The 12,159-nt window shown below is 70.3% G+C and carries 13 protein-coding genes; 1 reads left to right on the plus strand and 12 read right to left on the minus strand.

The features are described 5' to 3' along the window. Positions 1-10: 10 nt before the first annotated feature. From ABZ725_RS44260 to ABZ725_RS44270, 3 genes are all read right to left on the minus strand, one after another. On the minus strand, positions 11-871 hold the full coding sequence (locus tag ABZ725_RS44260) for an amidohydrolase family protein (protein WP_351917909.1): 861 nt from the start codon (positions 869-871) through the stop codon (positions 11-13). A gap of 154 nt (positions 872-1,025) precedes the next feature. Beyond that, on the minus strand, positions 1,026-2,243 hold the full coding sequence (lhgO, locus tag ABZ725_RS44265) for an L-2-hydroxyglutarate oxidase (protein ID WP_358808023.1): 1,218 nt from the start codon (positions 2,241-2,243) through the stop codon (positions 1,026-1,028). Positions 2,244-2,279: 36 nt separating this feature from the next. Next, positions 2,280-3,728, minus strand: a complete 1,449-nt coding sequence (locus tag ABZ725_RS44270) for an aldehyde dehydrogenase family protein (RefSeq protein ID WP_358808024.1) — start codon at positions 3,726-3,728, stop codon at positions 2,280-2,282. Positions 3,729-3,898: 170 nt separating this feature from the next. Between ABZ725_RS44270 and ABZ725_RS44275 the strand changes: the two genes are divergently transcribed. Beyond that, positions 3,899-4,186: an antibiotic biosynthesis monooxygenase gene (locus tag ABZ725_RS44275; RefSeq protein ID WP_358808025.1), complete on the plus strand. Its 288-nt coding sequence runs from the start codon at positions 3,899-3,901 to the stop codon at positions 4,184-4,186. Positions 4,187-4,292: 106 nt separating this feature from the next. On the opposite strand, the gene ABZ725_RS44280 is transcribed toward ABZ725_RS44275, so the two are convergent. The 9 genes from ABZ725_RS44280 to ABZ725_RS44320 form a co-directional block, all read right to left on the minus strand. Beyond that, positions 4,293-5,288 carry a methionine synthase II (cobalamin-independent)-like protein gene (locus ABZ725_RS44280; protein ID WP_358808026.1) on the minus strand — a complete coding sequence of 332 codons (996 nt, stop codon included), beginning with the start codon at positions 5,286-5,288 and terminating at the stop codon, positions 4,293-4,295. A 3-nt stretch (positions 5,289-5,291) separates the two neighbouring features. Further along, entirely contained in the window at positions 5,292-5,768 is a 477-nt protein-coding gene (locus ABZ725_RS44285) for a heme-binding protein (protein WP_358808027.1), read from the minus strand. Then, complete coding sequence (locus ABZ725_RS44290) at positions 5,765-6,550, minus strand: alpha/beta hydrolase (RefSeq protein WP_358808028.1); 786 nt, start codon at positions 6,548-6,550, stop codon at positions 5,765-5,767. Before ABZ725_RS44290 ends, ABZ725_RS44285 begins: the two co-directional genes overlap by 4 nt. A gap of 25 nt (positions 6,551-6,575) precedes the next feature. Then, entirely contained in the window at positions 6,576-6,947 is a 372-nt protein-coding gene (locus ABZ725_RS44295) for a VOC family protein (protein ID WP_351917894.1), read from the minus strand. Beyond that, positions 6,944-7,714, minus strand: a complete 771-nt coding sequence (locus tag ABZ725_RS44300) for a fumarylacetoacetate hydrolase family protein (protein ID WP_358808029.1) — start codon at positions 7,712-7,714, stop codon at positions 6,944-6,946. The genes ABZ725_RS44295 and ABZ725_RS44300 overlap by 4 nt, the downstream gene beginning before the upstream one ends. Then, positions 7,711-9,159: an NAD-dependent succinate-semialdehyde dehydrogenase gene (locus ABZ725_RS44305; RefSeq protein ID WP_358808030.1), complete on the minus strand. Its 1,449-nt coding sequence runs from the start codon at positions 9,157-9,159 to the stop codon at positions 7,711-7,713. Before ABZ725_RS44305 ends, ABZ725_RS44300 begins: the two co-directional genes overlap by 4 nt. 20 nt (positions 9,160-9,179) lie before the next feature. Beyond that, positions 9,180-10,112: a VOC family protein gene (locus ABZ725_RS44310; protein WP_358808031.1), complete on the minus strand. Its 933-nt coding sequence runs from the start codon at positions 10,110-10,112 to the stop codon at positions 9,180-9,182. A 96-nt stretch (positions 10,113-10,208) separates the two neighbouring features. Next, on the minus strand, positions 10,209-11,120 hold the full coding sequence (locus ABZ725_RS44315; protein WP_351917886.1) for a LysR family transcriptional regulator: 912 nt from the start codon (positions 11,118-11,120) through the stop codon (positions 10,209-10,211). Positions 11,121-11,132: 12 nt separating this feature from the next. Then, positions 11,133-12,080 (minus strand): sugar ABC transporter substrate-binding protein, encoded by a 948-nt coding sequence (locus ABZ725_RS44320; RefSeq protein ID WP_358808032.1) that lies wholly within the window; start codon positions 12,078-12,080, stop codon positions 11,133-11,135. Between the last annotated feature and the right edge of the window lie 79 nt (positions 12,081-12,159).

Raw genomic sequence — 12,159 nt, forward strand, 5'->3', positions numbered from 1 at the left:
TGGTGTGTCCTCAGCCCTCGATCGGCCAGTTCAGGACCTCGGAGATACCGCGGCCCATGATCCACTCCAGCTCCTCGGGCGTGAAGTCCCAGTGCTTGGTGAACTGCTCGATGGTGTCGGTGTAGGTGATGCCGTGGCCCAGCAGGCGGGTGATGTCGGTGCCGTAGAAGCAGCGCTGCGGGCCCATCCTGTCGACCATCTCGCGCACGTACTTCTGGATGTTGTTGTTCGGGAACGGCTGCGTCGAGTAGCCCGGCAGCGCCGAGACCTTGACGTAGATGTTCGGGTGGGCGGCCAGGTCGGCGGTCTCCGAGACCCAGTAGCCGATCGAGTCGTCGACGCAGCGCGCCATGATGCCCATGTGGTCGATGATGATCTTCAGCTCGGGGTGCTTCTCGGCGATCTGTCCCAGCTCCCGCTTCCAGATGGGGGCGTGGACCATGGTCGGGATGCCGAGCTGCTCGGCGATCGGCCAGTACCAGTCGTTGGTGCCGTCGATCATCCAGTTGCGGTCCTGCGGCCGGTGGAAGGTGAGGCGGGTGCCCTTGACGTGCGGATTCTGCGCGAAGTCGGCGAGCATCGCCTTGCCCTCCGCGGGCTTGTTCTGCGGGATGCGGGCCATGATGCCGAAGCGGTCCGGATGCGCCTCGCAGGCTTCGAGGGCGTAGTCGATGCGGTCGCCCTCCCAGGACGGCGGCAGGATCAGAGCGCGGTTCACGCCGGCCTCGTCCATCAGCTCCAGGGCCTCTTCGTAGGAGAAGGGGTCCTCGCGGTGGCCGTTGAGGCGGATCCGCTCCCGGGCTCCGGGGACCCAGGGGCGGTCCGGGGTCTCTTCCAGCCAGATGTGGATCTGCGTGTCGACGACGAACATGTCCCGTACTTCCTTCTCTCGGTCAGGCAGGCGGTCAGGCAGGCGGTGGGGCGTTGCGGAGGGAACGCTAGGCGGGCGGAAAGGCCTTGCGGAGCCCCTGGGAGCGCAAGCTGTTGTTGCGTGAATCCGCCCTGTTCGCAGGGCGTTTCCCGGCTCACGGGCGCCCTGTTGTGGAACCGGTTGCGAAAACCGCGGCGGCGATGTGCTCGGCGATCGCCATGGAGGCCGTGGCGGCCGGCGAGGGCGCGTTGCGCACGGCGGTGACCCGGCCCAGCCGATGGATGCGGAAGTCGTCCAGGAGGGTGCCGTCCCGGTCCAGGGCCTGGGCGCGCACGCCCGCTCCGCCGCGTACGACGTCCTGGACGCCGATGCCGGGGACGTACAGCCCGGCGTCCTTCATGAAGGCCGCCGCCGAGAACGATCCGCGGTACTCCCTGAAGCCCGTGCGCCAGTGCTGGGCCGCCATCCGCCAGGCGCCCGGGTACGCGGCCAGGCCGAGCAGGTCCTTGGGGGAGATCCGGGTGCGTGTGTAGCCCTCTCTGGCGAGGGCCAGGACCGCGTTGGGGCCGACCTCCACGGAGCCGTCCACGCGTGGCGTGAAGTGGACGCCGAGGAACGGGTAGCGCGGATCCGGCACCGGGTAGATCAGCCCGCGCACCAGGTCCGTCCGCTCCCGTTTGAGCAGCATGTACTCGCCCCGGAACGGGACGATCCGCGGTTCCGGCCGGTCCTGCGCGAGCCTGGCCACGGCGTCGGAGTGCAGTCCCGCGCAGAGGACCAGCCGGTCCACGCGCACGCGTTCCTGCCCGGAGGCCACCTCGATGCCGCCGGGCACCTCGGTGACGCCCGTGACCGGGAAGCCGAGCTTCACCTCGCCTCCGGAGTCGACGACGTCCTCGGCGAAGGCGCGGGCGACGGCCGGATAGTCGGTGATCGCGGTGCGCGGGGAGTGCAGGGCGGCGACACCGCCGGCGTTCGGTTCGATCTCCCGGATCTCCTCGCGGGAGATCCTGCGCAGATCGGGCACGTGGTTGTTGCGGGCGCGGTCGTAGAGGTCGTTCATCCGGCCCAGCTCGTCCTCGCGGACGGCCACGACCAGTTTGCCGAGCTCGCGGTAGGGCAGCTCGCGGTCCTGGCAGTACTCGCGCAGCAGGGACACGCCCCGGACGGTCAGGTCGGCCTTGAGACTGCCGGGCGTGTAGTAGATGCCGGCGTGGACGACGCCCGAGTTGTGGCCGGTCTGGTGGAGCGCGACCTCCCGCTCCTTCTCGAGGACCACGACCCGGGTGCCGGGCCGGCTCAGGGCGATCTCGCGGGCCGTGGCCAGCCCCACGATGCCGGCGCCGACGACGCCGATCGTCTCGTCAGCCATCGACAGCTCCTCTCTCTTTCTCGCTGCTGCCGATCGTCAGCCGCCGAAGTGGACGGCGACGGTCTTGACGCGCGTGGAGAAGCGCAGGACTTCCTCGCCCTGCTCCTTGTAGGCCGTGCCGGAGTCGTGAAACCCGCCGAACGGCAGATGGACGTCCCAGCCGGTGGTGGTGGTGTTGACGGCGACCTGCCCGCACTCGGCTTCGTCGGCGAAGCGGTAGGCGTTCGACAGGTCGCGGGTGAAGACGGCGGCGGCGAGGCCGAAATCGGAGTCGTTGACGGCGTCGACGGCCGTGTCGAAACCGTTTACCGCGTGTAGGGCGAGCACCGGCCCGAAGACCTCCTCCCGCCAGATCGCCATCCCCGGCGTGACCTCGCCGAGCACGGTCGGCCGCACATAGCAGCCGTGCGCCCGTTCGCCCTCGGTGTCGGGGCCGCCGCCGGTGAGGACGGTCGCGCCCTCCGCCACGGCCCTGGCCAGGTCGGCGAGGACGCTGTCGCGCTGCCTGGGGCTCGACAGCGGGCACAGCGTGGTCGCCGGGTCGTTCCCCGGCCCGACCTCGAGCGCCTCGACCGCGGCGACCAGCAGCCGGGTGAACTCCTCGTACACCGGCCGCTCGACGACGACGCGGCTGGTGGCGGTGCAGCGCTGGCCCGCCTGACCGAAGGAGGCGGCCACGACGGCCCTGGCGGCGGCCGGCAGATCGGCGTCCCTGAGGACCACGGAGGCGTTCTTGCCGCCGAGTTCGCCCTGGAAGCGGACGTTGCGGTCGAGGAGACGGCGTCGAATACGGTTACCGACGGCGTTGGAGCCGGTGAAGGTGATGCCGACGATCCGCGGGTCGTCGAGCAGCGCCTCCTCGATCTCGGCGGTCCGGCCGGTCACGACGTTCAGCACGCCCGGGGGCAGTCCGGCGTCGTGCAGGGCCCTGGCGAAGTGCAGACCCGAGATCGGGGTCTCGGTGGCCGGCTTGAAGACGGCCGCGTTGCCGGCCGCGAGCAGCGGGGCCAGCTTGCGGGCCGGGGTGATCAGCGGGTCGTTCCACGGGCTGATCACCAGGATCACACCGATCGGCTCACGCTGGGTGTGGGTGCGGTGGTTCGGCCGTACGTCGTGCAGAAGGGTGCCGTAGCCCTGGCGGGCGAGACCGGCGTAGTACTCCAGGAAGTCGGCGGCCTTGAGCGTCTCGCCGGTCGCCTCCGCGAGGGTCTTGCCGTTCTCCGCCGTCACGTCGGCGGCGATCTCCTCGACCCGCTCGCGGATCAGCCGGGCCGCGTCGGTGAAGACCCGCGCCCGCTCGAAGGGGCTGGTGCGCTTCCAGAGGGCGAACCCGCGCTCCGCGTGGTCGAAGGCCCGGGTCACGTCCTTGGCGGCCAGGGCCGGGACACGGGCGATCGGGGTGCGGACGTCGGCGGGATCGAGGACGTCGATCCATTCGGCGCTCGCCGTCCACTCCCCGCCCAAGAGGGTCTCCACGGTACGCATGTCGGGTCACTTCCTTCGTCGGCCACGGGTGCGGAATGCGACAACACACCATGTCGGGGGCGTGCCACCAGCTCCGCGGCAGCAGGCATTGGTTGCACCGTGCGCGGGTCGGACACGGGCGGGTCCGTGCTGGAATCACCGGGTCGAACCCGATCCGAGGAGACACGTTCATGTCCTACGCAGTCGTCGCCCACTACCGCTGCGACCCCGCCGACGAGGCGACCGTGCGCGCCGCGCTGCTGAAGGCGCGCGAGCAGACCCGCGCCGAGCCCGCCAACGAGGGGTACGAGGTGCACGCGGTCGAAGGACAGCCCGGCGGCTTTCTGCTCTACGAGCGGTACACGGACCGGGCCGGGTTCGAGGCGCACAAGGCCTCCGGCCACTTCCGGGAGCTGGTCGTGGGGGCGGTGTGGCCGTTGCTCACGGAGCGCTCCGTTACGTTCGCCGAGGTGCTTTAGCGTCTGCCTGGCTTGTGTTCCGTGTCGGGGCGCGGGTGGACTGTGGCTTGTCGCGCTCACGCGGCGGAGCCGCAAATCGATACAGCCCCGCGCCCCTGACGGCGTTCTAGAACTCGTTTCCCCAGACGTACCGGGCGAGTGTCTCCACCAAGACCAGCTTCTTGCGCTGCTGCTCGGTGGTCAGCAACGGGCGGCTTGCCGCGTCGGCGAAGCCCCTCGACGGGGACAGGGCCGCGTCCTCCACGTCCTTGAACTCGCCGGCCGCGTCGATGCGGGACATCACGGTGTCGATGTCCTCCAGCGCGGGCACGGTCGGGTCGACGATGCCCAGGCAGACGTCCCGGTCCTCCGGGAGCGCCCTGACGAGGTCGAGTTCGGCGGCGGTGCCCTGGTCGAAGGGGAGGATCCAGCGGTCGGCGCCGATCTCGCCGTACAGCTTCTCGGCGCGGGCCCGGTCCACCTCCCCCGGTGCGCTCCAGCCGGGGCAGACGCCGATCCGGACGCCCTCGGGGCGCTCGTCCAGCCGGACGGCCAGGGCGTCGACGGCGAGCGCGTCCTCGAAGGACAGCGCGTCCGGGCCGGCCGGATCGGTGCCCAACTGACCCAGCAGAAGCGGGTTGTTGAGCTGGATCAGCCGTGCGCCCTTGGACACCAGCAGCGCGATCTCGGCCTGAATGATCTCCGCGAGGGCCTCGCCCAGCTCACGGGCGGAGGAGACGCCGAGGCCGGGTTGGAAGGTGGTCGCGGCGAGGTACGCCGGGGACGGCAGCGACACCTTGGGCGCGATCACCGTCAGCTCGGCCAGCCGCTCGACCCACTCCGCCACCAGCGGGCCGTTGGCCTTCGGCAGGGACTCGGCGACCCACCGGACCAGGCCGTCGGAGCCCCTCTCGTCCGTACGACGGAATCCTGATACTCCGTCAAGAACCGCGCTGCGGAAGTCCTCCCGGGGAAAGTCGCCGTCGGTGACGACCGTGGAGCGCAGCTTGCGCTGGAAGGCCACCACGTCCTCGACCGCCTGCTGTGCGCCGATCCTGGCGAGGCCGGCCGGGCGGACCAGGCTGCCGTGGTGGTCGATGCGGTAGTTGAAGGTGTCCGCCATGGGTCACGCGTCCTTTCCGGGACCGGCCGGCCCGCCGGTGACGCCCCAGGCGGCGAACTCCAGCTCGTAGCCGAGGGATGCGAGGACCTCGTCGGCGATGCGCTGGTCCTCGTCCGCGGTGCCGCCCGCGATGCCGAGGCCGCCGATGATCTCGCCGTCCTTCTTGATGGTCATGCTGCCCTCGGTCGCCATGATCGGCAGGGCGGCGCCGGGCAGTTGGGAGAGCTGGGCGAAGAAGACGGGCTGGCTCTCCTGCCACTTCTTCAGCATCTTGCCGGGCCGCTGCATCACCGCCGCGGTGTACGCCTTGGCCCGGGCGATGTCCGGGGTGAGGGGGCGGGCTCCGTCCGGGCGGCGGATGGCGATGGGGAAGCCGCCGGCGTCCACCACGGCGACGCTCACCGCCTTGCCGATCGCCTGGGCGCGTTGGTGGGCGGCGTCGATGATCTCCTCGGCGGCGGCCAGGGTCAGGCTGCTCATGCTGCTTCCTTCGGTGCGGTGAGGGTACGGCGCAGGCGGGCGACGGCCGTGTTGTACGCGTCGGGCGTCTCCCAGTACATGGAGTGCGGCGCGCCCGGGACGATCTCCAGGTGCGAGCCGGGCAGCAGTTCATGGGCGCGGGTGACGGTCCTGACGCCGAGCACCGCGTCCTTCTCGCCGGCGAGGAAGGCGACCTTGATGCCGGAGGCCTCGATCTCGGCCAGGGAGGGGCCGTCGGTGTCGAGGTTGCGCAGATCCTGCATCTTGGCGACGTTGAACGTGCCCATCTGCTGGAACAGGAAGGTGAGGTCGGCGCGCTCGCGCTGGAACGGCCCGGTGAGCAGCCGGTCGATGACGGGCAGCTTGACGGCCTCGGCGCGGTCCGCGGCGGCCAGCTCCTTCAGCTCGGGGTGGCTGATGCCGCCGAGGGAGTGACCGAGGACGACGGAGGAGACCCGCTCGGGGCGCAGCAGACCGGCGCGCAGGGCGGCGACGGAGCCGATGGACTGGCCGACCAGCATGGCGTCGGTGAGATCCTCCTGATCGAGGACGGCGACGACGTCACCGGGGAAGTCCTGGCCGTCGAACTCGGGCATCGACGAGTCGGACCTGCCGAAGCCCCGCAGGTCGACGGTGACGACGGTGAACTCGCCCCGCAGCGCGGCGACCTGCTGCCACCAGGCGGCATGGTGGCCGCCGCTGCCGTGCACGAACAGGATCGCCGGGCCGCTGCCGTGGCGCTCGTAGTAGATGGAGGTGCCGTCGGAGTCGGCGATGGGCATGGGAACAACTCCCGTATGTGCAGGGTCAGTTGGGGCGCTTGCCGTGCCAGACCAGCTCGATCATGGTGTGGTCGGGGTCGTGGATGTAGCAGAACTTCGACTGGTTCTCGGGGCGTTGGATCGGCCGGGTGTGCCGGATGCCCAACTCCCCCAGGTGCTCCAGGAAGTCGTCCCAGTCGTCGACCTCGACGGCGAAGTGGTAGGGCGCCATGCGCTCCATCTCCTCGACCGGGGTGAAGTGCAGATCGAAGTTGCCCCGGGTCATCAGCACCACCTTGGTGTTGGACTTGGGCTGGATGCGCTTCATCCCGAAGACCTTCGTGTACCACTCGGCGGTCCGGTCGGGGTCGGTGGTGGGGAAGTTGACGTGGTGGATGTAGCGGGGTTCCTTGCTCATGCTCGATTCCCTTCGAGTCGTACGGGGTTGGACAGCACACCGATGCCGCTGATCTCGACCTCCACGGTGTCTCCCGGCTCGAGTCGGCAGGTCGACTCGGCGCCCATCCACAGCACGTCGCCGGGGTGCAGGGTGATGTGCCGGGTGATCTCGACGATGTAGTCGAAGGGGTCGAAGACCATGTCGCCGGTGGGGAACTCCGCACGGACCTCGCCGTTGACGCGCAGGGTGGTGGTCTGGGCCATGGCGTCGACGTCCGTGTCTATCCAGGGGCCCATCGGCTTGAAGGTGTCGCTGTTCTTGCTGCGCCAGAACGTGCGGTCCTGGTGCTGCCAGGCGCGGGCGCTGACGTCGTTGCCGATGGTCCAGCCGAAGACGGACCTCCGCGCCTCCTCGGGGGTGGCGTGCCGGATCGTCCGGCCGATGACGGCGACGAGTTCGGGCTCGGCCTCGAACCGGCCCTCGACCTCGGCCGGCCTGACGATGGGCGAACCGTGCCCGGTCAACGCGTTGTTGGCGCGGTAGCCGACCTCGGGCCGCTCGGGGGTCGCGGCTCCCGCGTGCGCGATGTGCCGCGGGTAGTTGTGGCCGACGGCGTAGAACACGGGCGGCACGACGGGCGGCAGCCAACGGGCCGTGGCCCGCGGCACCCGCCCGGTCACCGTCGGCTCGCCCTCGATCGGGGAGTCGGACAGCAGCTCGACGTCCTCCTCCCCCACCCGGCCCCACACCGCCCGGCCGTCGACCGAGACGCGCGTGTACCTCATGGCGCCAGCAGGTGGGAGACGCGCTTGGTGACCAGGTAGGCGTCCAGGGCCTCGGGGCCGCCCTCCCGGCCGTAGCCGCTGTCCTTCACCCCGCCCGAGGGGGCCTCGTGGACCGAGCCGCCGCAGTGGTTGAGCGACAGGATCCCGGCCTCCAGCTCGGCGGAGAGCCGTTCGGCGGTGGCGGCGGACCGGGTGAAGCCGTACGCGGCGAGGCCGTACGGCAGCGCGTTCGCGGTGGCGAGCGCCTCGTCGAGGTCGGTGAAGGGCACGATCGGCGCGAGCGGTCCGAACGGTTCCTCGTGCAGCAGCTCCGCGTCCGCGGGTACGTCGGTCAGGACGGTCGGGGCGAAGAAGTACCCCGCGCGGTCGAGCCGTTCGCCGCCGGTGCGGACCTTGGCGCCGCGGGCGACGGCGTCGGCGGTGAGACGTTCCATGGCCTTGAGCCGGCGCTCATTGGCGAGGGGGCCCATCCTCGTGCCCTCCGTCAGCCCGTCGCCGACCACGATCTCCTCGGCGGCCCGCACGAACTCGGCGGTGAACTCCTCGACGAGACTCTCGTGGACCAGGAAGCGGCTGGGCGAGGTGCACACCTGGCCGGCGTTGGCGAACTTGGCCTGCGCGGCCTTGCGGGCGGCCGGTACGGGGTCGGCGTCGGCGCACACGATCACCGGGGCGTGGCCGCCCAGCTCCATCAGGGCGGGCTTCATGACCTTGCCTGCCTCGGCGGCCAGCAGTTTGCCGACGGGGACCGAGCCGGTGAAGGCGATCAGCCGGGTGACCGGCGAGGCGATGAGGTGGGCGGAGACCTCGGCGGGCTCGCCGAAGACGAGGTTGAGGACACCGGCGGGCAGGCCCGCGTCGGCGTAGCAGCGGACCAGTTCCATGGCCGTGGCGGGAGTCTCCTCCGACGCCTTGATCACCAGGGAGCAGCCCGCGGACAGGGCGGAGGAGATCTTCCGGTTCGGGCCGCCCACGGGGAAGTTCCACGGGACGAAGGCGGCTACGGGGCCGATGGGCTCACGTCGTACCGTCAGCACGGTGCCGGGTTCGGACGGGATGATGCGGCCGTACGCGCGGCGGGCGTCGTCGGCGTGCCAGCGCAGGGTCTCCGCGGTGCGGCGGGCCTCGCCGGTCGACTCCGCGAGCGGCTTGCCCTGCTCCAGGGTGCTGATGCGGCCGATCTCGACGGCGCGCTCGGCGATCAGGTCGGCGGCCGCGTGCAGGACGGCGGTGCGGCGGGCGATCGGGGTCGAGCGCCAGACGCGGAAGCCGTCTTCCGCGGCGCCGAGTGCGCGGTCCAGGTCGGCTGCGGTGGCCAGCGGTACCTCTCCGATCACCTCCTCCGTGGCCGGGTTCACGATCGGGGCGGTGGCGCCGGATCCGCCCTGGCGCCACTCGCCCGCGAGGTACATGCGGACGGCGGGGTAGCCGTGGTCGGTGGTCATGGGTGGGTGCCCTCTCAGGGTCAGGACCGGGCGGAGGCTTCCTGGTCGCGGTTGGTGCGCAGGGCCCAGATGTGGTGGGGCGGGGTGGTCTCGTGGACGCGCGTCTCGTAGCTGTCGTCGACCCGGTCCATGTCGGCGGCGTACTCGACGCGGCCGCCGCAGGGGGCGTGCAGGAAGCGGAAGACATTGGAGCCGACGGTGTGGCGGCCGAGCCTGCGGGCCTCCCGCCAGCCGTGCTCGATCATGTAGTTGCCGCCCTCGATGACGTCGTCGAAGCCGGGCACCTCGTAGGCGATGTGGTTGACGCCCGCCTTGTCGGGGCGGTGGCACAGCAGCATGGTGTGCTGGTCGTCGTCGCCGGGGGCCTGCAGGAAGACGCCCATGGGCTCGACGACGTCGGTGGGCCGGAAGCCGAGCCGTTCGGTGTAGAAGGCGACGGCCTCGTCCTTGCCCGGCTTGGGGATGTTGAGGGCCACATGGCACATCCGCAGCGGACGGACCCGCTCGATCGGCTCCAGCGGGGTGTTCCAGCGGTTCACGGCGCCGAGTGCGTTGGCGGCCCGCGGGGTGACGGGCGCCGGCTTCGGGCGGGCCAGGGTGAGGCCGACGCCGAAGCCGGTCTCGTCCACGGTGTGGTGGACGCCGTCGGCGCTCTCGCGGATCTCGCGGTCCTTGCCCGCGGCGGCCACCAGCCGCACCAGCTCCTCCCGGGTGTCGACGCCCCACACGACCTCGCGCAGGGTGGGCCCGGACTCCACCGGGGGCGGCAGCAGCGGGCCCGGACGGGCGTCGAGGCAGAGGGTCTGGCCGGTGCGCGTCTCGAACACGGCGTGGTCGTCGGTCCGCTCCACGAGGAACAGCCCGAAGTCGTCGAAGAACCGGACGCATTCGTCGACGGCGTCGATGCTTTCGTCGATGCCGTAGGTGACCGATTCGATTCTCTGGATTCCCATGGACTCCTCGTTTCCGGGTCGCCTCGTGAGCGTAGGTTTTCGGTGTGCGGGCCTCAATGTCCCGAGCTCTACGAGGTGCGCAATCGTTTCTTGCGGTTATGGCCGGATCGCGGGGATGGGATTCTGCGCGAACCACTCGGAGAGGAAGTCCAGGAACACGCTGACCTTGCGCGGGGTGTCCTGCCCGGGGCCGTAGATCGCGTACAGCGGGCGGTCGGGGACGGCCAGGTCGGGCAGCAGGACCTGCAGGGCGCCGGAGACGAGGTCGTCGTAGGCCGGGCGCTGCGGGAGCAGGGCGATGCCACGGCCGTGCACGGCCGCCTTCTGCAGGGCCAGGTAGGAGTTGGACGAGAAGGCGATGTTGCGGATCTTGTGCAGGGTGCTCGCGTGTCCGTGGCCGATGCGCCACACCGGGTCGTTGACGTGCACCAGACAGTCGTGGCCGGCGATGTCGTTGGGATGCGCGAGGGCACCCTGCCGCTCGACGTAGTCCGCGGAGGCGCACAGCACGAACGGCAGCGAGGAGATCTTCTTCAGCCGGACGCTGGAGTCGCGCAGATCCCGGGTGTGGAAAGCGACGTCGAATCCGCTGTCCAGGAAATCGTAGGTGCGGTCGGACATACCGCCGAGTTCGAAACGGACCTGGATTTTCGGATGGGCCGCGGAAAAGGCGGCGATCGCGTCACCGAGGTCCAGGCTGCCTATCCATTTCGGGCAGATGATGCTGAGGGCGCCCTCGGCCCGGTCGTGCGAGTCGGCGAGCGCCGCGTCCTGGGCCTCGATCTCGTCGAGGATGCGGGCGGCGAACTCCGCGTACCTCACGCCCGGCTCGGTGAGGCTGACCGAGCGGGCGGTGCGGTTGACCAGGCGTACCCCGACCTGCCGTTCCAACTCGGCCACGTGCCGTGACACCAGCGATCCGGAGGAGCCCAGCTTCTTCGCGGCTCCGTTGAAGCTTCCGGCCTGGGCGACGGTGACGAAGCTGTGCATCAGCAGCAAGCGGTCCATGGGTCCTTCTTCTCACTTCGGGCAGTACTGGGGGGCCTCGCTCAGGTTGTCCTCGGTCACCAACAGAAGAGGAATGTTGGCAATCTTGTCAACCTTCTGCTTGTCCAGCAGACCCACGGCGTTCTTCACGGCCGTCTCCCCGATCGTCTTCGCCGAATTCGCGACGGTCGCCGAGAAGTCCCCGCTCTTGACGGCGGCCAGGCCTTCCTCGGTGCCGTTCACGGTGACGATCTTGACGTCCTCGGCGCCGGCCGCGTCGAACGCCTTGCGGACGGCGAACGCCATCTCCTCATTGGCGACGAATGCGTAGTCGAGGTCCGGATGGGCCTGGATCATGTTCTCCGCGACGTCCTGGGCCTTCGCCGGATTGAACATGCCGGGCTGGTTGGCGACGACCTTCGCGGTGGCCGGGAGGCCGGCCTCGAATCCGCCCACCAGCAGGTCCGAGGCCGCGCCGGGGGCGCCGGCGACGATGCCGACCTGCACCTCCTTCGGGCCGGCGTCCTGCGCGATCCAGCCGGCGTCGAGACCGCCGACCTTCTTGAGGTCGACGACGGCCGCGCCGAGGATGTCGTTCGCATCGCCGGTGGACACCGAGGTCAGGTAGATCGGGATGCCCGAGGCCTTCGCCTTGGCGATGTCGCCCTTGAGCGCGTCGACGTTGACGGTCTGCACGATCAGCGCGCTCACGTCGCGCGAGATCATGTCCTCGATGTTGGACAGCTCGGTCCCGGCGTTCTGGTGGGAGTTGGCCGTGTAGACCTTGGCGCCCTCCGTCTTCGCCTGGCCCTCGACGGCCTTCAGCAGACAGCTGTGGAAGTTGGTGTCGCCTCCGTTGACGAAGCCGAGGGAGACGCTGTCGGAGCTGCCGGCCTCGCTGTCACCGCAGCCGCCGAGCACCAGCGTGGAGCCGGCGACGGTGGCGAGCAGCGCGTGGCGCGAACGGGCGGAGAGTCTCATGGTGAACCGCCTTTCAGGGCGAAACATGAACGGGCAGGCAGGAGAGGGAAGGCAGGAACGGGCAGGCAGGAACAGGCAG

Origin of the sequence: Streptomyces sp. NPDC006872 (genome assembly GCF_040635845.1) — a bacterium.
Classification (GTDB): Bacteria; Actinomycetota; Actinomycetes; order Streptomycetales; family Streptomycetaceae; genus Streptomyces.